Origin of the sequence: Caballeronia hypogeia, from assembly GCF_001544875.2 — a bacterium.
In the GTDB taxonomy this organism is placed as follows: domain Bacteria; phylum Pseudomonadota; class Gammaproteobacteria; order Burkholderiales; family Burkholderiaceae; genus Caballeronia; species Caballeronia hypogeia.
On sequence record NZ_FCOA02000010.1, the window covers coordinates 142527 to 159738 of the forward strand.

28 protein-coding genes and 2 tRNA genes are annotated in these 17212 nt (G+C 64.3%); 15 read left to right on the forward strand and 15 right to left on the reverse strand.

Annotation, left to right across the window (positions count from 1 at the left end):
• Positions 1-29: 29 nt before the first annotated feature.
• The 4 genes from AWB79_RS17105 to AWB79_RS17120 form a co-directional block, all read right to left on the reverse strand.
• Positions 30-461 (reverse strand): copper chaperone PCu(A)C, encoded by a 432-nt coding sequence (locus AWB79_RS17105; RefSeq protein ID WP_061168607.1) that lies wholly within the window; start codon positions 459-461, stop codon positions 30-32.
• Positions 462-468: 7 nt separating this feature from the next.
• Entirely contained in the window at positions 469-831 is a 363-nt protein-coding gene (gene copC / locus AWB79_RS17110; RefSeq protein WP_061168699.1) for a copper homeostasis periplasmic binding protein CopC, read from the reverse strand.
• A 97-nt stretch (positions 832-928) separates the two neighbouring features.
• Positions 929-1315, reverse strand: coding sequence for a DUF2946 domain-containing protein (locus tag AWB79_RS17115; protein ID WP_061168608.1), 387 nt, complete (start codon positions 1313-1315; stop codon positions 929-931).
• A 192-nt stretch (positions 1316-1507) separates the two neighbouring features.
• Positions 1508-1584 (reverse strand) — tRNA-Met (locus AWB79_RS17120).
• 254 nt (positions 1585-1838) lie between these two features.
• On the opposite strand from AWB79_RS17120, the gene AWB79_RS17125 reads away from it, so the two are divergent.
• The gene (locus AWB79_RS17125) at positions 1839-2336 is read left to right on the forward strand and encodes a heme-degrading domain-containing protein (RefSeq protein WP_061168609.1); all 498 of its coding nucleotides are present in this window, start codon (positions 1839-1841) and stop codon (positions 2334-2336) included.
• A 37-nt stretch (positions 2337-2373) separates the two neighbouring features.
• Positions 2374-2712 (forward strand): DMT family transporter, encoded by a 339-nt coding sequence (locus AWB79_RS17130; protein WP_061168610.1) that lies wholly within the window; start codon positions 2374-2376, stop codon positions 2710-2712.
• A 10-nt stretch (positions 2713-2722) separates the two neighbouring features.
• Here the strand turns inward: AWB79_RS17130 and AWB79_RS17135 are convergent, their stop codons facing one another.
• Positions 2723-3115 (reverse strand): hypothetical protein, encoded by a 393-nt coding sequence (locus AWB79_RS17135; RefSeq protein ID WP_096031553.1) that lies wholly within the window; start codon positions 3113-3115, stop codon positions 2723-2725.
• 353 nt (positions 3116-3468) lie between these two features.
• Between AWB79_RS17135 and AWB79_RS17145 the strand changes: the two genes are divergently transcribed.
• The 6 genes from AWB79_RS17145 (at position 3469) to AWB79_RS17170 (ending at position 6705) form a co-directional block, all read left to right on the forward strand.
• Complete coding sequence (locus tag AWB79_RS17145) at positions 3469-3735, forward strand: hypothetical protein (protein WP_061168612.1); 267 nt, start codon at positions 3469-3471, stop codon at positions 3733-3735.
• Positions 3735-4088, forward strand: a complete 354-nt coding sequence (locus AWB79_RS17150; RefSeq protein WP_232470922.1) for a hypothetical protein — start codon at positions 3735-3737, stop codon at positions 4086-4088. The genes AWB79_RS17145 and AWB79_RS17150 overlap by 1 nt, the downstream gene beginning before the upstream one ends.
• Before the next feature lie 70 nt (positions 4089-4158).
• Entirely contained in the window at positions 4159-4443 is a 285-nt protein-coding gene (locus AWB79_RS17155) for a DUF1488 family protein (RefSeq protein ID WP_061168614.1), read from the forward strand.
• A 216-nt stretch (positions 4444-4659) separates the two neighbouring features.
• Positions 4660-4842, forward strand: a complete 183-nt coding sequence (locus AWB79_RS17160; RefSeq protein ID WP_061168615.1) for a hypothetical protein — start codon at positions 4660-4662, stop codon at positions 4840-4842.
• 58 nt (positions 4843-4900) lie between these two features.
• Positions 4901-5599, forward strand: coding sequence for a TetR/AcrR family transcriptional regulator (locus AWB79_RS17165; RefSeq protein WP_061168616.1), 699 nt, complete (start codon positions 4901-4903; stop codon positions 5597-5599).
• Entirely contained in the window at positions 5596-6705 is a 1110-nt protein-coding gene (locus AWB79_RS17170; RefSeq protein ID WP_061168617.1) for an enoyl-CoA hydratase/isomerase family protein, read from the forward strand. The genes AWB79_RS17165 and AWB79_RS17170 overlap by 4 nt, the downstream gene beginning before the upstream one ends.
• Positions 6706-6762: 57 nt before the next feature.
• Here the strand turns inward: AWB79_RS17170 and AWB79_RS17175 are convergent, their stop codons facing one another.
• The 4 genes from AWB79_RS17175 to dusA all read right to left on the reverse strand — a co-directional run bounded on the left by AWB79_RS17175 (position 6763) and on the right by dusA (position 8874).
• Positions 6763-7188: a hypothetical protein gene (locus AWB79_RS17175; protein WP_061168618.1), complete on the reverse strand. Its 426-nt coding sequence runs from the start codon at positions 7186-7188 to the stop codon at positions 6763-6765.
• 118 nt (positions 7189-7306) lie between these two features.
• Entirely contained in the window at positions 7307-7552 is a 246-nt protein-coding gene (locus AWB79_RS17180) for a hypothetical protein (RefSeq protein ID WP_061168619.1), read from the reverse strand.
• A gap of 121 nt (positions 7553-7673) precedes the next feature.
• Positions 7674-7749: transfer RNA gene (locus AWB79_RS17185), tRNA-His, on the reverse strand.
• Between the two features lie 120 nt (positions 7750-7869).
• Positions 7870-8874, reverse strand: a complete 1005-nt coding sequence (gene dusA / locus AWB79_RS17190; protein WP_061168620.1) for a tRNA dihydrouridine(20/20a) synthase DusA — start codon at positions 8872-8874, stop codon at positions 7870-7872.
• On the opposite strand from dusA, the gene AWB79_RS17195 reads away from it, so the two are divergent.
• From AWB79_RS17195 to AWB79_RS17210, 4 genes are all read left to right on the forward strand, one after another.
• Positions 8873-9088 (forward strand): hypothetical protein, encoded by a 216-nt coding sequence (locus AWB79_RS17195; protein ID WP_061168621.1) that lies wholly within the window; start codon positions 8873-8875, stop codon positions 9086-9088. The two genes, dusA and AWB79_RS17195, sit on opposite strands and share 2 nt — an antisense overlap.
• Positions 9089-9120: 32 nt before the next feature.
• Positions 9121-9423: a hypothetical protein gene (locus AWB79_RS17200; protein ID WP_061168622.1), complete on the forward strand. Its 303-nt coding sequence runs from the start codon at positions 9121-9123 to the stop codon at positions 9421-9423.
• 53 nt (positions 9424-9476) lie between these two features.
• Positions 9477-9872 carry a DUF5594 family protein gene (locus tag AWB79_RS17205; protein ID WP_061168623.1) on the forward strand — a complete coding sequence of 132 codons (396 nt, stop codon included), beginning with the start codon at positions 9477-9479 and terminating at the stop codon, positions 9870-9872.
• 112 nt (positions 9873-9984) lie between these two features.
• Positions 9985-10188, forward strand: coding sequence for a hypothetical protein (locus AWB79_RS17210; protein WP_061168624.1), 204 nt, complete (start codon positions 9985-9987; stop codon positions 10186-10188).
• A gap of 37 nt (positions 10189-10225) precedes the next feature.
• Here the strand turns inward: AWB79_RS17210 and AWB79_RS17215 are convergent, their stop codons facing one another.
• Positions 10226-11257 carry a methyltransferase gene (locus AWB79_RS17215; RefSeq protein WP_061168625.1) on the reverse strand — a complete coding sequence of 344 codons (1032 nt, stop codon included), beginning with the start codon at positions 11255-11257 and terminating at the stop codon, positions 10226-10228.
• A 248-nt stretch (positions 11258-11505) separates the two neighbouring features.
• On the opposite strand from AWB79_RS17215, the gene AWB79_RS17220 reads away from it, so the two are divergent.
• Both AWB79_RS17220 and AWB79_RS17225 read left to right on the forward strand, forming a co-directional pair.
• Entirely contained in the window at positions 11506-12243 is a 738-nt protein-coding gene (locus tag AWB79_RS17220) for an SDR family oxidoreductase (protein ID WP_061168701.1), read from the forward strand.
• Between the two features lie 81 nt (positions 12244-12324).
• Positions 12325-12705, forward strand: a complete 381-nt coding sequence (locus tag AWB79_RS17225) for a hypothetical protein (protein ID WP_061168702.1) — start codon at positions 12325-12327, stop codon at positions 12703-12705.
• Positions 12706-12717: 12 nt separating this feature from the next.
• On the opposite strand, the gene AWB79_RS17230 is transcribed toward AWB79_RS17225, so the two are convergent.
• The 5 genes from AWB79_RS17230 to AWB79_RS17250 all read right to left on the reverse strand — a co-directional run bounded on the left by AWB79_RS17230 (position 12718) and on the right by AWB79_RS17250 (position 15842).
• Entirely contained in the window at positions 12718-13179 is a 462-nt protein-coding gene (locus tag AWB79_RS17230; protein ID WP_061168626.1) for a lytic transglycosylase domain-containing protein, read from the reverse strand.
• Between the two features lie 36 nt (positions 13180-13215).
• Entirely contained in the window at positions 13216-13557 is a 342-nt protein-coding gene (locus AWB79_RS17235; RefSeq protein ID WP_061168627.1) for a hypothetical protein, read from the reverse strand.
• Positions 13558-13561: 4 nt separating this feature from the next.
• Positions 13562-13951, reverse strand: coding sequence for a hypothetical protein (locus AWB79_RS17240; RefSeq protein ID WP_061168628.1), 390 nt, complete (start codon positions 13949-13951; stop codon positions 13562-13564).
• Between the two features lie 202 nt (positions 13952-14153).
• A complete protein-coding gene (locus AWB79_RS17245) occupies positions 14154-14351 on the reverse strand; it encodes a hypothetical protein (RefSeq protein WP_061168629.1) in 198 nt (65 codons plus the stop codon).
• 66 nt (positions 14352-14417) lie between these two features.
• The gene (locus AWB79_RS17250) at positions 14418-15842 is read right to left on the reverse strand and encodes an MFS transporter (protein WP_061168630.1); all 1425 of its coding nucleotides are present in this window, start codon (positions 15840-15842) and stop codon (positions 14418-14420) included.
• A gap of 175 nt (positions 15843-16017) precedes the next feature.
• Between AWB79_RS17250 and AWB79_RS17255 the strand changes: the two genes are divergently transcribed.
• Complete coding sequence (locus AWB79_RS17255) at positions 16018-17070, forward strand: NADP(H)-dependent aldo-keto reductase (RefSeq protein ID WP_061168631.1); 1053 nt, start codon at positions 16018-16020, stop codon at positions 17068-17070.
• Positions 17071-17212: the final 142 nt, after the last annotated feature.

Sequence of the window (17212 nt, forward strand, 5' to 3'; positions counted from 1 at the left end):
CTTCGCTTTTGGCGAGCGAGAAAACGTGCTCAGTGGCCGACCGTCGCCGCCGACTTCACCTCGCAGCTCACCTTGAGCGTGGACTTGTCGGCGAAGGAGAGCGTGAGCGGAATCGTCGTGCCGATCTTGAGCGGCTTGCCCGGCTCCTCGAGCATCAAGTGATAACCCTTGGGCGCGAAGCTCAGCGTGCCGTGCGCGGGCACATCGACGGATTCGACCGGCGACATCGTCGCGGTGCCGCTTTTGGTTTCGGACTTGTGCATCATCGTCATGCCGAAGGCGGGGGTTTCGGCGGCCGTGAGCGTCTCGGGCTTGTCGCCGTTGTTGGCGAGCGTGAAGTAGCCCGAAGACGGCAGATTCGGCGGCATCGCGCGGACCCAGCAGTCGCGCGCTTCGAGCGAGGCGGCGTGGGCCAGCGATGCGCACGCGAGCGCGCCCGCGAATACAGCGATTTTTTTCATTGTGTCCTCACTTGACGGTGAAGTTGTAGTGACCTTGCGTGCGATGGCCATCCGCCGCGACCGCGGTCCATTGCACCTTGTAGACGCCCGCTTGCAGGTCGGGGAGCGCGACGCTCATGTGCTTCTTGTCGTTCGCATCGACGATGGATTTTTCCGTGTTGACCTGCGTGCCCTGCGCATTGGTGACGATGAGCTTGCTGAAGGTCGGCTCAAGCGCTTCGCCGAATTCGATCGAGACTTCATGCGGCGCGCTGACAGTGGCGCCGGGGCCGGGTTGCTGGAGCTTCGGCAATGCGTGCGCGACAGCGAGCGGCGCGAGGCCGATGAATGCCAGCGCAAGCACGCCGCGCAGGAATGTTGATGACTTCATGATGTGTCCTTGCATGCCCGAAGCCGGTGATGCATCGGGTGATGTGCGAAAGCGGCTTCGAGCTGCATCATGCGATGCGCGAAGCCTCCGGGTGGAATCAGGCGAGGGCGGGCGGGGCGCGGGGTTGCGCGTCGTTCAGCGGCGCGCGTCGGGGCGCCTCGACGAAATGGCCGGCCGCGAAGGCTTCGCGTGGGGCCCGGCCAGCGGCCGCGCGATTCGGCGAGTTCGGCGGCGTGGGTGCATGCGTCGCGAGATCGCAATAGGCGCACGCCTGCAGATGATCGACTACGCCGTGCTTTGCGTGAGAGGCATGTGATTCGGGCGACGCCTGCGTGCCCGATGCGCACACCGACGCGAGCAACGAATCGAGACGCGCATGCTCGACCGACTGCGAAACGGCCGGCGCGAGCGAAAGCAGCAGGATCGCGCACAAGGCCGCGAAACCGCCGATCTTCCGGATGATGCTCCGACGCAAGAAGTGCATGCCGCGCTCGTTAGCTGGTCGCTGTATGAACGATGATGAGCGGACGATTATGCCACGCGTGTCGCGGGGCTTTCGGGTGAGGGGCTAGGCGCTTCGACGCAGCTTGTCGATGCAGCCTCCGCACGGCAATTGCGCGAGCAGAAAAGCAAAAAGCCCGGGTTGACCGGGCTTTTCAACGTGATTCTGGACGGTTGGTTGCGGGGGTAGGATTTGAACCTACGACCTTCGGGTTATGAGCCCGACGAGCTGCCAGACTGCTCCACCCCGCGTCCGTCGAAGAAAAGATTATAAGTCATTGCTTACCTCGATGCAATGCCTCGTTTGCATCGAATTCGAAATCGCAAAGATCCCGGATCGTTCGTGTGTTCGCGCCGCGTCGCAATAGAACCGCTTCATGGCCGTTTGCATGTTGCGGTGCTTTGCACACATGTCAAAATCGCAAGGCTTGGGCGTTGGCGCGTTCATCCGATGCGCCGCACACGCCATCCTCATTCGACGCACGCATACAAGGAGTCTCGCGCTCATGGATATCCCACACGATCTGCAAGCCATCGCGCATCAGGAACAAACGCTCGCGTTCCCGCAGTTCCATGCCGATCACGCGTGGCAGATCGGCTCGCAACTGCGCGAGATGGCGCTCGCGCGAAACGCCGCGATCGTCATCGACGTGCGCACTTTCGGACGCAAGCTCTTCTACGTTGCGCTCGACGGCACCACGCCCGACAACGCGCGCTGGGTCGAACGCAAGTCGCGCACCGTCGAGCACTTTCACCGCAGTTCCTACGCGATGGGCCTCACGTTGCAGCAGGCCGGGACGACGCTCGCGGAGAAGTTCAGCCTCGATCCCGCGGAGTACGCAACGCATGGCGGCGCGTTTCCGTTGCGCGTGGCGGGTGCGGGCGTGATCGGATCGGTCGCGGTATCGGGACTGCCGCAGCGCGACGATCATCAACTCGTGGTCGAAGCGTTGTGCGCGGTGCTCGGCCAGAACTTCGGCGAACTGTCGCTCAAGCACGACTGAGACAGCCGGCAAACGAACCAGGAGAGACTGAACGCCGATGCGCTCATCCGCTTATCTGCTTCTCGCGATCGCGATCGTCGCGGAAGTCGTCGCGACTTCCGCGTTACGCGCCTCCGATGGCTTCACGCGCGCGTTGCCCGCGGCGATCGTCGTCGTCGGATACGGGCTATCGTTCTATCTGTTGTCGCTGACGCTGCGCGCGTTGCCGGTCGGCGTCGTGTATGCGGTGTGGTCGGGCGCGGGCATCGTGCTGATCACGCTCGTCGCCGCGCTGCTCTTCAAGCAGGTGCCCGATCTGCCCGCCATGTTCGGCATGGGTCTGATCGTCGCCGGCGTGGTGGTGCTCAACGCGTTCTCGAAGATGAGCGCGCATTGAGGCATCGCGCTTACTTGCAGCGCACGATCATCGAGCGGTTCTTGACGTTCGCCGAAATCACGTTGGTGATGCCGCCGCCGGTCGGGCCGCCTTCCTCGTTGTCCTTCGAGACGATGTCGTAGCCGGTCGCGCCGCATTTCTTGCCGGCGAGCACGTAGCAGCTCGCCCAGCTCGAACCCGCATCGGCGCCGCTGCAGTTGACGGCATAACCCGTCTGGCCATCGGGCAGATTGATGAGCGATGCATCGTTCGACGAAGCGCAGCCCGACAGGCCCGCGACGACCAGCGCCGCCGCGCTGAACGCGCCGAACGCGCCGAACGTGGCCGTGCGCAACCACGACCCAGGCGCAATCTGCGCCGCGCGCGCGGAGATCCGGCGCATGCGCCGTCCGTGTTCCATCATCTTTACCTCGTGAGAGCGAAATTCGAGTTGCGCCGCATGCCGGACCGACGGGCAGGGCACTTTTGAGATGCGCATTGTCCCATACGCGGCTTACGCGACCCGTAAGCGGTTGTTAGCGGGGAGCACCTCGTCAAACTCCTCGGCATCGACGAATGCCCGAAGTCCGATCGCGGGCGCGATGCTTGCGAACGGATTGAGCGAGGCGGTTCGCACCTGCCGTGCTGCGCACGGAGCAATCGCCGATGAACTATTTTCCGGATCGCACGCCTTAACCATCTGGATTTTCGGTTGGAATTGCCTGCCGCGCGGACGATGCGCCGACACGCGTGGCTCGCACACAGGGAGGTGAGAACATGGCGGAGAGAGTGACGGGTCCTTATCGAGGGTATTTCATCAGCGCCACGGCGCGGCTCGTGCAGACTCACGAGCGCGATGGCGACGGCGCACCGATCTACGTCGGCTCGGTGAGTCTCGCGCGGGGTGGTCCGGACGACGTGCATCGTTTCGAGGCGCTCGTCGATCTTGGGCCCGAGCGCCGCTTCGCGACCGAGGACGAGGCGCTCGAACATGTAGAGCAGGCGGCGCGCGAGTACATCGACCGCTTGCTGCATTCGACGTGATGCGACCCGTTCATCTCCGGCACGCCGTGCTGTACGACGTCGCCAGTTGCCTGATCGACCTGTTTCCGAGCGGCGCGGATGTCGCCGAAGTCGGCGTCGAAGCATCGCCCTCGCTGTTCGTGAGCTGGCGGACGGGGGGCGTCGCAAATCATCCGGGCAACATCGCGTGGGGCGTGCACTATCGCTTCGACACGCAGGTGCTGCGTGACTATCCGCGGCTTCCGGAAGACGTGCGCCAGCGTGTGTGCGAGCGCGTGCGCGAGATGAGCCGTCTGCTGGACTTCAATTACGCCGATCCGCTGGCAAGCTCGCTGCTGGTCGTCGATGTCGACGAATCCGTGCTGATCGCGTGAATGGCGCTCCGCTGGACCGCGCGATGCGAGCGCGAGTACCATAGTCGCCGAATCGAGCAACGAGACCATCATGGATATCCGATTCCTCCCGGATGCGCCGGATTACCGCGACTCCAATCTGACGATCGAGTTCGCCGCGCTCGTCGATGGCCGGCGCGTGCCGTGCGCCATTTCCGTCGAGGCACTGGAAGATCATTTCGGCGCGCAAACCTATGACAGCGCCGGCTGGATCAATGCCTTCGACGCCGGACGTCCGCGCATCGAAGCAGTTGCGCGCGAGCATCTGCGCATAACCAACGGCATGCCCGTGCTGCTCAAGAGCGGCCATTTTCCGCCGGGACGTGTGATCGCCTGAGGCTGCGCGTCTCGTCTTACAATGCTCGATGTAAGTCCTTCCTCGCGCCGCCCGCTCTCTTTGCAACCGAATCCCTCGCGCGTCCTTTCCCGGCAACGCGCAACGGAGTACCATCTCGATATTCGCCGCACGCGATGCGATTCGCTCGGCACATTACTTGCTCAACGGAATGCGCTTTCGTTGAACAACCAAATATAAAAATCGCGCGGGGTCGTCATGCTTCAATCCTTTCTTCACTCACTTGTCGAGTCCAACGCGCTATGGCTCATCTGGGCAGCCGTCGGTGTGCTGATACTTGCGTTGTGCATCGTGTTCGCGTCCGTCGTGATGCGGGACTCAGAGGAGCCGCTTTATCGCGCGGCATCGCGTCGGGACGACGACGGCAAGATGATCGTCTGACCCGACCGGGCCCGGCCGGGCGCGACGCGATTTGACTTCAAAAGAGGCGGTGCCGACAATGCCCCGGACGGGACTGCAGGCGCAGCGCTCGAGCCAGAGACGCGAGCAGCGCGAGGCGCTGCGTGAGCGCATACTTGAAGTTTCGCGCCAGATCGTGAAGCGCGACGGATTCGCATCGTTGTCGATGAGAAAACTCGCCGACGCGATCGACTACTCGCCCGCCGCGCTTTATCTTCATTTCAGGAGCCGTGGCGAGATCGCGCAGGCGTTGCGCATGGAAGGGCACGCGCGTCTGCATGAGGCGTTTCTTGCGCAGGCGAGCATCGCGGAGCCTGCTGCGCGGCTGAACGCAATGGCGCGTGCTTATGTCGAATTCGGGCTGGCCGAGCCCGAGACGTATCGGCTGATGTTCATGGAGCCCGCGGAACCGCCTGACGCGGCCGCGAACGCCATCGACCCGGCGGCCCATGGACGCGCTCCGACGCTGTCGCTGATCGCGGATGCGTTCGTCGAACTGCGCGCGGCTGACCGGCTGCCGCCGCATGTCGCGCCGGGCGCGTGTGCCGAAGGGCTGTGGGCGAACCTGCACGGCATCGTCGCGCTTGCGCTGAACGGCGCGCCGTTGCCGCAGACACCGGTCGCGACGCTCGTCGAGTTGTCGCTCGATGCATGGTGTGCGCCGGCGGACGGAACAGGACCTCGAGGAACCGAATCTCGAAGCAAGACAGCGAACCGACCCGACACTTCAACACGATGACCACCGAAGACATCCGTATCGACACCGCCAACGGCATCGGCTTCATTGCGCTCGATCGTCCGAAGGCACTCAACGCCTTGACAGCGCCGATGCTGCGCGCGATCAGCGAGGCATTGCGCGCGTGGCGTCACGATCAGGCGATCCGCGCCGTCGTCGTGTACAGCCCGCATGCGCGGGCGTTCTGCGCGGGCGGCGATATCCGCTTTCTGTACGATTCGGCGAAGGCCGGCGAGCGCGAGGCGATCGACGCGTTCTTCACCGACGAATACAAGCTCAATCACGCGATCTTCACGTTTCCGAAGCCGTACATCGCGGTCGTGAATGGCGTCGTGATGGGTGGGGGCATGGGCATTTCGCAGGGCGCGCATCATACGGGCGGACTGCGCATCGTCACGCCGTCAACGAAAATGGCAATGCCCGAGACGCGCATCGGGCTCTTTCCCGATGTGGGCGTGAGCTGGTTCCTGTCGCGCGCGCCGGGCGCGATCGGCCGCTATCTCGCGGCGACGGGCGCGAGCATGGGCGCAGCCGACGCGCTGTACGCGCGCATGGCCGACGCTCATCTCGACGACGGCGCGCTGCCTGGACTGATCGAATCGCTCAGGCATCAGCGCTTTCTCGATGGCGTCGAGATCGTGCGCTTCGTGCAGAGCGAGACGACGAAGCACAAGGTCGCGCCGATTCCCGAGAAGAGCGCGCTTGCCGGCGCACGCACGATGATCGACAAGCACTTCGCCGCGGGCAATGGCGCGTCGATTCTGGCGTCGCTTGCGCGCGAGGCCGATGCCGGCAACGACTGGGCGCGGGAAACGGTGGCCGAGCTGCGCGAGCGTTCGCCGCTTTCGGTCGATATCGCGTTGCAGCAGGTCGATCGCGCGAAGTTTTCGACGATGGCCGAGACGCTGCGCCGCGACCTCGATCTCACGCGCACGGTGTTCGAGCGCGGCGACGTGGTGGAGGGCATACGCGCGCGCATCGTCGACAAGGACAACGAGCCGCGCTGGAAGATCGCGCGCGCGGAGGACGTCAACGCCGCCGATGTCGACCGCATGTTCGAGAGCGCGTGGACGCCGGCGGCGCATCCGCTACGGCTACTGAAGGACTGAAACGAAGGAGCGGCCCACTGGTTGCGTCCGGGCCGCTTTCGTTTCGAGGCGGCAGGTTCAGCGCGCTTCGCTGCCTGCCATGAAGGCGCGCATGAAGACGAGCGCTCCCCAGCCCCAGATCGCATTGGCGATCAGATTCGGCGCAAGACGCGGCAGCATGTTGCCGCTCGGCCAGACGCCGCGCACCGGGTCGATCACGAACGCGCCCACCGCCGTCAACACGATGCCGCCGAACACGAGCGCACCGATCCATGGCGCGCTGCGATCGGGTGCGACGCGCAGCAACCACGCCATCAGCACGCCGAAGACCGAACTCCAGAGCGCATTGGCGATGAATTCAGGGATACCCAGCGGCAGAAACGGTGCGGTGGAGAACCCGGCCGGATCGGCGATGCCCGCTGCGTGCAGGAGCGCCAGAGTCGATTCGCGAAAAAAGAGCGCGGCGAGGAAACCGGAAACGAACGGCAGAATGACTTTTTGCATTGGCTAGACCGCTTGAGGCCTTGGGCGCGGTTCTCTCGGTTTATCGGACGAGCGCCATTATAGAGGCGTCGCGCGCGCTTTTAGGCTGGGTCTTAGGGTGATTGCGGGTCTTTGCAGGCTATTTCGCGATGGCGTCGCTCGCCGGGCTGTGATGCAGCATGCGATCGCTGTTCTGCGGCGGGTTCGGGCGCTTGACCGGCATGTTGTCGGGATTGTCGGGGCGGGTGGCGCTCGCGGACGGCGCGCCGGGGGCCGAAGGCGGCTTGACCATCGATGCGGTATCGTCGGGGCGATTGGTCTGGGCGTGCGCCGCGAACGAGGCGGCGAGGAGAAGGGCGGCTGTCGCGAGGTGTCGTCCGCGCATGATCGGTCTCCGCGAAGGGGAGTTTCCGGATGCGCATGCGGTGTGCCCGGGGCGCATCCGGGGCAAACCCGGAATGCAAAAAGCCCAGTCTTTCGACTGGGCTTTTTGCATGAATTCTCGGTGGGGTGGCTGATGGGACTCGAACCCACGACGACAGGAATCACAATCCTGGACTCTACCAACTGAGCTACAGCCACCACTGTTACCGCGATCCCGACTGCTTCAGAAACGCTGCAGCAATCAAGAAGCGAGATTATACGAACAATGATTGCGCTTGCCTAGCCCTTTCGAGCATCTTTTTCCGCAGGCTGCGCGTGTCACGATTCGACCGCTTCGACAGCCTCGCGAAGATGGCTGCGCGCCTCGTCGAAAATGGACAGATCGCCCGTCGCGAGCCGCCGGCTGTCAGACAAAACGCGACGCCATCCGCGCGCGCCCGCGACGCCGCGATAGAGGCCGAGCGCATGCCGCGTCACCGCGCCGAGATAGTTGCCGCGTGCGAGTTCGGCGCGCGCATAGTCGATGAGACCGGCTTCGATCTCTTCGCGCGTCGGCACCGGCGTGTCGGCGGCATAGAAGCGCGTATCGACGCCGGCGAGCACATAGGGATTGTGATAAGCCTCGCGTCCGAGCATTACGCCATCGACGTGTTTCAGATGCTCCTCGACTTCATCGAGCGTCTTGATGCCGCCGTTGATCGAGATTTCCAGATGCGGGAAATCGCGCTTCAGCCGGTACGCATATTCGTACTTGAGGGGCGGAATCTCGCGGTTCTCCTTCGGGCTCAGGCCTTTGAGAATCGCATTGCGCGCGTGCACGATGAACACCTCGCAGCCCGCATCGGCGATCGTGCCGACGAAATCGCGCACGAACTCGTAGTCCTCGACCGTATCCACGCCGATGCGATGCTTGACCGTCACCGGAATCGACACCGCATCGCGCATTGCCTTGACGCAGTCCGCGACGAGGCGCGGCTCCTTCATCAGGCACGCGCCGAAGGCGCCGCGCTGCACGCGTTCGGACGGGCAGCCGCAATTCAGGTTGATCTCGTCGTAACCCCATTGCTCGCCGAGCTTTGCGCTGCGGGCGAGATCATCCGGCTCGCTGCCGCCGAGTTGCAGCGCGACAGGCGCTTCCGCGGGCGTGAACGCGAGATGACGCGCGACGTCGCCGTAGAGCAGCGCGCCCGTCGTCACCATTTCCGTATAGAGCCAGGTGTGGCGCGACACGAGTCGGTGCAGGGACCGGCAATGGCGGTCGGTCCAGTCCATCATCGGAGCGACGGATACGCGGCGGGGGCTGATCTTCGATACGGCTGACATGGGCGATGATGACTTCGGTGGGTACTTCTTCGGTGGGTACTTCGATAGGTACTTCGATAAGTACTTCGATTTCGACTTCACTCGATTGCGAAGCCGCTTGAAAATAAAGGCGAATTCGGGATTTTACCGCAGCGCGGCGGTTCGGGCGTCCCGCCTGAACGCATCGGGGCGCGCAAACGCCAACCGCCTTTCCCACACCATGCTAGGATTTTGAGACCAACCCCAACGACGACATTGGAGGCAGCTATGGCTACTTTGGCGATCGACGGCGTACGCTGGGTCAACGACCGTGTGACCAGCGTGCGCTGGGGCAGCTTCGATCCAGCGACCAACAACTGGGCGGCGCCCACCACCATCGTGGATGTCCAGCAAGTCGTGGATGCCATCAAGAGCGGCAAGGAGGTCCGCACGCTCTTCACGCTCGGCGGACGTCCTTTCCTCGGCCCGAAAGTCAGCGCGCTGCCTTATACGAACGGCCATATCGGCATCGAGGCGCGCGTGCAGGACGGCCAGATCGAGAAGTCGCTCGAAGATCTGCCGGCGGTCTGAGACGCGCGAAGGGCGCGGTTTTCCGACACGCACTCCGCTCGCGGAGACAAGTCTTGAATAGCGAACAGGCGTACCGCTTCGAAATCGAGTTCCTGCCGCGTATCGTCGAGCGCGTTGCGCGCGTGGTCGATCACGGCGTGCGCATCGAGATTCTTTCCTATGAAAGCGCACACGTTCCGACGCGGTTACGTGTCAGTGCCGAGCCCGCACCAGGACAGGGCGACGGACACCGGCACCGCTACGCGCATCCGCTCAACGTGTTCCTGACCTGGGACGACGAGGAAATCGAACGATTGCTCGGCGCGGGCGGAGAGGCCCGTTTCCTGCGATATCTCGACGCGATCGGCGCCAAGCTCGACGCCTGGCAAGGCGCGCGCGACGTCGATCTCGCGACGCGCTCGCAAGCGGAACCGTCGGTGCTGTTCGGCGGTCTCGACTTCGAGTCCTGATCACGGCGGCCGGCTGCCGCCTCTCGGCGCCCCTTCAGCCGACGCATTGCATCCGGTGCATACGCTTCCAGCGAAACCGGCAGGGCGCATCACCATGAACGTGGAGGTCGTTATGGCATCGTCGAATGAAGGCAATCTGGGCGCATTCGTGCAGACCGCGGAGCAGGCGGGCGGTTTCGTCTGGGTGATCGCGCTCGTCGATTTCGCGTCGCGCGAGGTCAAGCGCGCGCTCGTCTCGGAAGAAAATTTCTCGACCGCCGACGCCGCCCGCGACGCCGGCAACGATCGTCTCAAAGGCATGTCGAACGACCGCTGACGGCGCTTCGCTCACACGCGGGCGGCCGCCCGCGTGCTTACTTGGTGGCGATGACCATCGAGTCTCCGCCGACCAGCGGTTCGACGCGTGCCGTCGCGAATCCCGCTTCCTTCATCCACGCGCAGCATTGCGCGCCGGTGTAGTCGAAGCCGCCGGGCGTCTCGATCAGCATGTTGAGGCTCATCAGCAGGCCGAAGGCGTTCTCGCGCCGTTCGTCGTCGATGATCGCGTCGTAGACGACGAGGCAGCCACCCGGCGGCAGCGCCGCGTAGCACTTCGCCAGCAACTCGCGCTTCTCCTGCAGATTCCAGTCGTGCAGGATGTGTCCCATCACGAGCACGTCCGCCGACGGAATCGGGTCCTTGAAAAAATCTCCCGGATAAAAGCGCACGCGCTCCTGAAGCCCGTTGGCGGCGACGTATTCGACGAAGATCGGACCGACGACGGGCAAATCGAAACCGCCGCCCGTCAAATGCGAATGCGCGAGCGCGATCTGCACCGGCAATGCGCCCTGCGCCGCGCCGAGATCGATGAACGAACCGTACCGGCTCCACGGAAACTGCTGCGCGATAGCCTGCGCCGCGCCCATGCTGACGCCGCTCATCGCATGCAGGAAGGTGCGCAGGCGCGCCGGATCGCTGTAGAGCGCATCGAAGACGTTGCCGCCGTGCTTCGATTCGTTTTGCGGCAGGCCCGTGCGCAATGCCTCGGTCAGCGATCCCCAGAACGGATAGAGCCGCGAATTCGCCATCTCCAGCAATCCGCCAACGTATGAAGGCTTGTTGCTATCGAGGAAAAGATCGGCGTCGGCGACGTTGGCGTAGCGGCCGTCGTCGCGCGTGAGGAGGTTCAGCGCGACCAGCGTGTCGAGAAAATCGAGCGCGCCGCGCGGATGCAGTTCGAGCGCATCGGCGAGTTCGTCGGCGGGGCGCGGGCCGTTCGCCAGTTGCGTGAACACGCCCAGCTCGACGGCGGACAGCAGCGCCTTCGATGCCCAGAACGCCATGCCCATCTGCAGCAGCCGGCCGGGATCGGGCGCCGCGTTCGAATTGCCTTGCGCTTCTTGCATGAAACGCCTCCTGTCGGAAATGCGATGAGTTGACGAACGGGCGAACGGGGAAGATGCAAGCGGGCGGGAAAAGACTGCGTAACTCTAGGTGCCGTTCGCGTCGCGTTCAAGGCGCGAATGTGGGCCGCCGAACGCACGGGAAACATGTTCGATGATATCGAATGTGTGCGCCGGAAATGTCGTACGGCAAGGCTACGGCCATTACCCATAATGACTTCACACTGATCAACGTTCACAAGGAGAACGTCATGAATCGCTTCGAAGGCAAGACAGTTCTGGTCACCGGCGGCAACAGCGGCATCGGTCTCGCGGCAGCGCAGGCGTTCGCGGCGGAAGGCGCGCGGGTCGTCATCACCGGTCGCGATGAGGCGTCGCTCGGCACGGCGCGCGCGTCGCTGGGCGCGGACGCCATCGCCATTCGCAATGTCACCGGCACGGTCGGCGCCGCGCGCGAACTCGCGCAAAAGCTGATCGACGCGAACATCCGGCTCGATGCGATTTTCGTCAATGCGGGCGTCGGCACCTTCGCGCCGTTCACCGATATCGACGAAAAGGCGTGGGACGAAACCTTCGCGATCAACGTGAAGGGGCCGTACTTCCAGATTCAGGCGCTCGTGCCGCTGCTCAATGCGGGCGCTTCGATCGTGCTGAACGGCTCGATCAACGCGCACATCGGCATGCCGGCTTCGTCCGTGTATGCGGCGAGCAAGGCAGCGCTCGTGTCGCTCGCCAAGACCTTGTCGGCGGAATTGCTGCCGCGCGGCGCGCGCGTGAATGTCGTGAGTCCCGGTCCGGTGACGACGCCGCTGCACGCCAAGCTCGGCATGGACGACGAAACCGTCGCGCAACTGACGAGTCAGATTCCGCTCGGGCGCTTCGGCAAGTCGAGCGAGGTGGCGGCGACGGTGCTGCATCTGGCGTCGCCGGAGTCGGGCTTCATCGTCGGCACGGAGATCATCATCGATGGCGGCATGAGCCAGCTTTGAGGTGCCGGCATGGCGGGCGTCGGCGATGACGCCCGCCGAAGCGCAAAATCGCGCGAGGCAACGAAGGATCGGGTCATCGTGATGAACGAAAACGACGAACACAACGATGCGCAAGCGGCACAAGCCGCACAAGCGGCGCGCGAGGCGCGTTACCGCCGTTACGAGGCGCAAGGCGAACCGGCGATCCGCGCCGATCTCGACGAATCCGCCGACACCGACCCCGAAGCCGCATTCAAGCGCGCGTGGCTGCGCCGCAAGGAAGGCGCGCGTCAGGACGAGCAGTTTCGCGCGATGTTCGCGTCGGTGAGTTCGGCCAACGATGCCGCGCAGCTCGCCCGCGACTCGGCGCAGGCCTCACGCCGCAGCGCCTTCTGGACGATGATCGCGGCGCTCGCGGCAACCTGCGGCGTGATCGTCAACGCGGCGATCGCGCTCGGCTGGCTGGACTGGCTGCGACGTTGAGCGCGCACCGGCTCAGCGCACCGTCGGCTGCAACTCGCCCCAACTGACGAGAATCGCCTGAATGCTGCGCGCGTAGGCATCGCGATGCTTCGGCGACTCCGAGTGATACGCGCCGATCGCTCGCCACGTATTGCCGTACTTGACCATCTTTTGCTTGAGCAGCCACGCGGCGACGAACACGTTGACGCACGGATCGGTGAGCGCGCGATGCGGAATGCCCTGGCGCGCGAGATCGGGGAAGTGGATCGAATTGATCTGCAACTGGCCGACATCGATCGAGCCGTTGGCGTTGCGGTTGATTGCGGCGACGTCGCCTTTCGATTCGCGCCAGGCCACCGCGCGCAGCACGAGCGGATTGACGCCCTGATAGGCGCCTGCCTGCTCGAAGCAATCGTCGGCGCGAGCGGCGTCCGCCACGAGCGATGCGCCGAGCAGCAGCCAGGCGGCGATGATGCGTTGAGTCGTATGGACCATGAAGCGAAGCTCCTTCCGGGAATGAACGAGCGCGGCTTACTGCCCGAGCGCGATGTCGATGCGATGGTCGACGTCTTTCAGATAAGAGCGCGATTCGTCGGACACGACGAGCCGCGGCTCCGGCCCGTTGCATTTGCAATCCACGACGCGGCGCGTTTTCTTGCCTTTCTTGCCGACGGTTCTGGCGGGCGGTTCGTCGTCGTCGCTGCCGGCGGGCGGCAGCATCGCGAGCGTCGGCAGCGGCGGATAGACCTTTTGCGTGGCCGGCGCGAGCGCGGCCAGCGTTTGCCCGGAGGCGGGCGCGCTCACGTCGAGCGGACCGGCGTGCGCGGTGGCGCACAGCAGCAGGCCGGAGGCGAGACTCAGGATCGTGCGCATCGGCTCAGCCTCCCTGCGTCGGCTTGATCGACACGCTGTACGGCTGGCGCGCGCCAGCGGTCAGATTCTCGAGGCTCAGCCTGACCGAATGTCTTGCCGGCACGCCTTTCCAGATCGCCTGATTGAGGTAGGGGAAATCCTGCGCGAGCGCGGTGACGAGGATGGTCGTCGGCTGCTTCTGCGCGGCGGCGAGCGCGCCGGCTTTCGCGAGGATCGCGCTCAGTTGCGCGTCGCGTGCGCCGAGCGCGTCGGCGGGAATCTCGAAGCGCATGATTTCCGTGGAAACCAGCGGCCTGTCGGTCTGGGCCGTGCTGGCCGCGGGCATCGGCGCGCAGCCGGTCACGGCGACTGCGACGGCGATGGCAAAAAGTGATACTGCCCACTTCACTGGCATCTCCTGATTTGGTCTTGGCGATATGCGAGTTGTCGGCGCGCGCACACGCGACTTGATAGCGGCGCGCAAACGTTTCGCCAAATAGCAAGACTTGACTCAGAAGACGGTTATTTCGGGAAACGGGCTGCCCGGATCGTGCGAATCGGGACCGTGGCGTTGCCGCCGGGCGGTCCGATATGTCATCGAGAGGAGGCGCACCGGATCAGATCGGCCACCACGTGCCGATGCCGGGCTCGGCATCCAGCGCGCGGAGGAAGTCGGCGGCGAACGCGTCGCTGGCGAGTTGATGCTCGAGCGAGCCTGCGGGCAAGTCGTGGGGGTTTTTCAGGCCTTTCGCGTGGCGGATGACGGCGACGGTTTCGGTCAGGGCGGAGAGGGAGTCGAGCGTTTGCGAGTTCATATCGCGGTTATCGGCGCGGGCGGCGGGGGCTTGAGCCCTAAATGTTTCGCCCGCTGTTTCTCCCGATCACGCCTTCCGCTTCCCATGCCCCGAAACCAGCGCGCCCGCGTCGCGCGCGAGCCCGAACAGGTCCACGACGCCAATCAACCCGATGAGGGCCACGATCAGAAACGCGACGCTGAAATCCTCCGGCCCGATCGAATGCGCGTCGTGGCCGTGAATCCATTCGCCGATCCGCAAGGCAATCGCGCCGATCGCCACGCCGATGCCCATCGTCATCTGAAACAGCGTGCTGGAGAGCGCCGACGCGCCGCTCATCTGCGCTTTCGGCACGTCCGCGAAGGACAGCGTGTTGAGCGCGGTGAACTGCAACGAGCGCGAAAGGCCGCTCGCGAACAGCACGACGACGATCACGAGCGTTGGCGTCGACGGTGTGAGCAGGCTCATCGCGGCGAGCGAGAGCGCGGCTATCACGCCGTTCACGATCAGCACCGGTCTGAAGCCGAACCGGCGCATGACGGGCGTGGTGATCAGTTTCATCGAGAGATTGCCCGCGAATACGGCCAGCGTGAGCAGCCCGGATTCGAACGCGTTCATGCCGAAGCCGACCTGGAACATCAGCGGCAAAAGGAACGGCGCCGCGCTGATCGCGATGCGAAACAGCGAGCCGCCGCCCATCGCCACCGCAAAGGTCTTGACCTTCAGCGCCGACAGATCGACCACCGGCTGTGCCGCGCGCCGCAGATGCCGCCACGACGCGACGCCCGAGACCAACCCCACCGCGATCAGCAGGCCGACGAAACTCCAGTTCGCATCGCTGCGGCCGATCAGTTCCATCGCGTAGAGCAGCGTCGTGCACGCGATGCCGCACAGCGCGAAGCCCTGCATGTCGAAGCGCCGCTTCGCGTCCTCACGCACGTTGTCGATGAAGCGCAGCGTCAGCATCAGGCCGATCAGGCCCAGCGGCACGTTCAGATAGAAGATCCAGCGCCATGACGAATAGGTCGTGATGAAGCCGCCGAGCGGCGGGCCGATCACCGGCGCGACGAGCCCGGGCCACGTGATGATGGCGATTGCGCGCATCAGGCCTTCCTTGGGCGTCGCGCGTAGAACGGCGAGCCGGCCGACCGGCACCATCATTGCGCCGCCGATGCCCTGCAGCACGCGCGCCGCCGCGAAAGCGGGCAAGGTCGAGGTGGTCGCGCACAGCACGGACGCCGCGGTGAACACGGCGATCGCGCTGGCGAACACGGTGCGCAGGCCAAACCGGTCGGCGGCCCAGCCGGAGATCGGGATGAAGACCGCGAGCGTGAGCAGATACGCGGTGATGCCGAGAGACATGTCGGCGGGATGCACGTTGAACGAATGCGCCATCTGCGGCAGGGCGGTGGCGATGATCGTGCCGTCGAGGTTCTCCATGAAGAACGTCGCCGCGACGAGCATGACGATGAGCGACGAGCCCTTTTTCTCGCGATCGCTTTCGGACGGCATCGGTCGAATGTTCCTTTCGAACGTATTGGCAGCTTGCCATTCTAGCCGCGAGAGCAGATGTTTCGCGCCTATGGTAGTTTTTGCGCTTGCCGGAAAGCCAGCCCGGCAGTCAGGCAGCATTTCCGACAATGCGCCGACAGCGCGCAAACACAAAGCCAACAAGAGGAATCGAGCAATGAAGTTTCGGAAACTGGGGGATTCGGGCGTCGACGTGAGCCTGATCGGCCTCGGCACCATGACCTGGGGCGAGCAGAACACCGAGCGCGAGGCGCACGAGCAGATCGACTACGCACTCGCTCAGGGCGTGAATCTGATCGATGCCGCCGAAATGTACCCGGTGCCGCCGCGCCCCGAGACGCAGGGCCGCACGGAGGAATATATCGGCACATGGCTCGCGAAGAATCCGGCGAAGCGCGCCGATATCGTGCTCGCGACCAAGATCGCCGGGCCTGCGCGCCAGCCGCACAATCCGCGTCATATCCGCGGCGCGGGCAACCAGTTCGACCGCAAGAATCTGAATGAAGCCATCGACGACAGCCTGAAGCGGCTGCAGACCGATTACGTCGATCTGTATCAGTTGCACTGGCCCGACCGCAGCACGATGACCTTCGGCCGCCCCGCGTATCCGTATCTCGACGACGAATACACGGTGCCGATCGAGGAAACGCTCGACGCGCTCGGCGAACTCGTGAAGGCGGGCAAGATCCGCCACGTGGGCGTGTCGAACGAAACGCCGTGGGGCGTCGCGCAATTCCTGCGCGCGGCCGAGAAGGCGGGCGTGCCGAAGATCGTCAGCATTCAGAATCCGTACAGCCTGGTGAATCGCACGTTCGAAACCGGGCTGTCCGAATTCACGCATAAGGTAGGCGTCGGGCTGCTCGCGTATTCGCCGCTCGCGTTCGGCTGGCTGTCCGGCAAGTACGAAGGCGGGGCGCGTCCGGCGGGCGCGCGCATCACGCTATTCGAGCGCTTCCAGCGTTACAGCAAGCCGCAATCGATCGCCGCGATCACGTCCTATGTCGAGCTGGCGAAGCGCCACGGACTCACGCCGACGCAGCTCGCGCTCGCGTTCGTCAACACGCGGCCATTCACGACGAGCACGCTGATCGGCGCGACCTCGATGCAGCAACTGAAGGAGAACATCGAGAGCGTGGATATTGAACTGTCGGAGGAAATTCTGGCCGAGATCGAGGCTTTGCACGAACGCCAGCCGAATCCGGCGCCCTGAAGAATTTCCCTGCCGGCTCAGTCATTTGATGAAGAATTGCATCGTCCGGCCGCGAATGTGTCAGCATTGACGTTCGCGTTCTCGTCGGATATCGCTTTAAAGCTTCGCGCTTTGTAACTTCGGGCTAACGTTCGGCCCGTAT

Bases quoted from the DNA above. Each gene is read 5' to 3' on its own strand.
- AWB79_RS17235 (WP_061168627.1), bottom strand. From the start codon at position 13,557: ATGCGCACGATCCTGAGTCTCGCCTCCGGCCTGCTGCTGTGCGCCACC.
- AWB79_RS17150 (WP_232470922.1), top strand. From the start codon at position 3,735: ATGCGACCCGTTCATCTCCGGCACGCCGTGCTGTACGACGTCGCCAGT.
- AWB79_RS17195 (WP_061168621.1), top strand. From the start codon at position 8,873: ATGGGCGATGATGACTTCGGTGGGTACTTCTTCGGTGGGTACTTCGAT.
- AWB79_RS17160 (WP_061168615.1), top strand. From the start codon at position 4,660: ATGCTTCAATCCTTTCTTCACTCACTTGTCGAGTCCAACGCGCTATGG.
- AWB79_RS17180 (WP_061168619.1), bottom strand. From the start codon at position 7,552: ATGCGCGGACGACACCTCGCGACAGCCGCCCTTCTCCTCGCCGCCTCG.
- AWB79_RS17200 (WP_061168622.1), top strand. From the start codon at position 9,121: ATGGCTACTTTGGCGATCGACGGCGTACGCTGGGTCAACGACCGTGTG.
- AWB79_RS17250 (WP_061168630.1), bottom strand. From the start codon at position 15,842: ATGCCGTCCGAAAGCGATCGCGAGAAAAAGGGCTCGTCGCTCATCGTC.
- AWB79_RS17255 (WP_061168631.1), top strand. From the start codon at position 16,018: ATGAAGTTTCGGAAACTGGGGGATTCGGGCGTCGACGTGAGCCTGATC.
- AWB79_RS17145 (WP_061168612.1), top strand. From the start codon at position 3,469: ATGGCGGAGAGAGTGACGGGTCCTTATCGAGGGTATTTCATCAGCGCC.
- AWB79_RS17240 (WP_061168628.1), bottom strand. From the start codon at position 13,951: ATGCCAGTGAAGTGGGCAGTATCACTTTTTGCCATCGCCGTCGCAGTC.
- AWB79_RS17175 (WP_061168618.1), bottom strand. From the start codon at position 7,188: ATGCAAAAAGTCATTCTGCCGTTCGTTTCCGGTTTCCTCGCCGCGCTC.
- AWB79_RS17170 (WP_061168617.1), top strand. From the start codon at position 5,596: ATGACCACCGAAGACATCCGTATCGACACCGCCAACGGCATCGGCTTC.
- AWB79_RS17105 (WP_061168607.1), bottom strand. From the start codon at position 461: ATGAAAAAAATCGCTGTATTCGCGGGCGCGCTCGCGTGCGCATCGCTG.
- AWB79_RS17225 (WP_061168702.1), top strand. From the start codon at position 12,325: ATGAACGAAAACGACGAACACAACGATGCGCAAGCGGCACAAGCCGCA.
- AWB79_RS17210 (WP_061168624.1), top strand. From the start codon at position 9,985: ATGGCATCGTCGAATGAAGGCAATCTGGGCGCATTCGTGCAGACCGCG.
- AWB79_RS17155 (WP_061168614.1), top strand. From the start codon at position 4,159: ATGGATATCCGATTCCTCCCGGATGCGCCGGATTACCGCGACTCCAAT.
- dusA (WP_061168620.1), bottom strand. From the start codon at position 8,874: ATGTCAGCCGTATCGAAGATCAGCCCCCGCCGCGTATCCGTCGCTCCG.
- AWB79_RS17245 (WP_061168629.1), bottom strand. From the start codon at position 14,351: ATGAACTCGCAAACGCTCGACTCCCTCTCCGCCCTGACCGAAACCGTC.
- AWB79_RS17220 (WP_061168701.1), top strand. From the start codon at position 11,506: ATGAATCGCTTCGAAGGCAAGACAGTTCTGGTCACCGGCGGCAACAGC.
- copC (WP_061168699.1), bottom strand. From the start codon at position 831: ATGAAGTCATCAACATTCCTGCGCGGCGTGCTTGCGCTGGCATTCATC.
- AWB79_RS17230 (WP_061168626.1), bottom strand. From the start codon at position 13,179: ATGGTCCATACGACTCAACGCATCATCGCCGCCTGGCTGCTGCTCGGC.
- AWB79_RS17125 (WP_061168609.1), top strand. From the start codon at position 1,839: ATGGATATCCCACACGATCTGCAAGCCATCGCGCATCAGGAACAAACG.
- AWB79_RS17130 (WP_061168610.1), top strand. From the start codon at position 2,374: ATGCGCTCATCCGCTTATCTGCTTCTCGCGATCGCGATCGTCGCGGAA.
- AWB79_RS17215 (WP_061168625.1), bottom strand. From the start codon at position 11,257: ATGCAAGAAGCGCAAGGCAATTCGAACGCGGCGCCCGATCCCGGCCGG.
- AWB79_RS17165 (WP_061168616.1), top strand. From the start codon at position 4,901: ATGCCCCGGACGGGACTGCAGGCGCAGCGCTCGAGCCAGAGACGCGAG.
- AWB79_RS17135 (WP_096031553.1), bottom strand. From the start codon at position 3,115: ATGATGGAACACGGACGGCGCATGCGCCGGATCTCCGCGCGCGCGGCG.
- AWB79_RS17115 (WP_061168608.1), bottom strand. From the start codon at position 1,315: ATGCACTTCTTGCGTCGGAGCATCATCCGGAAGATCGGCGGTTTCGCG.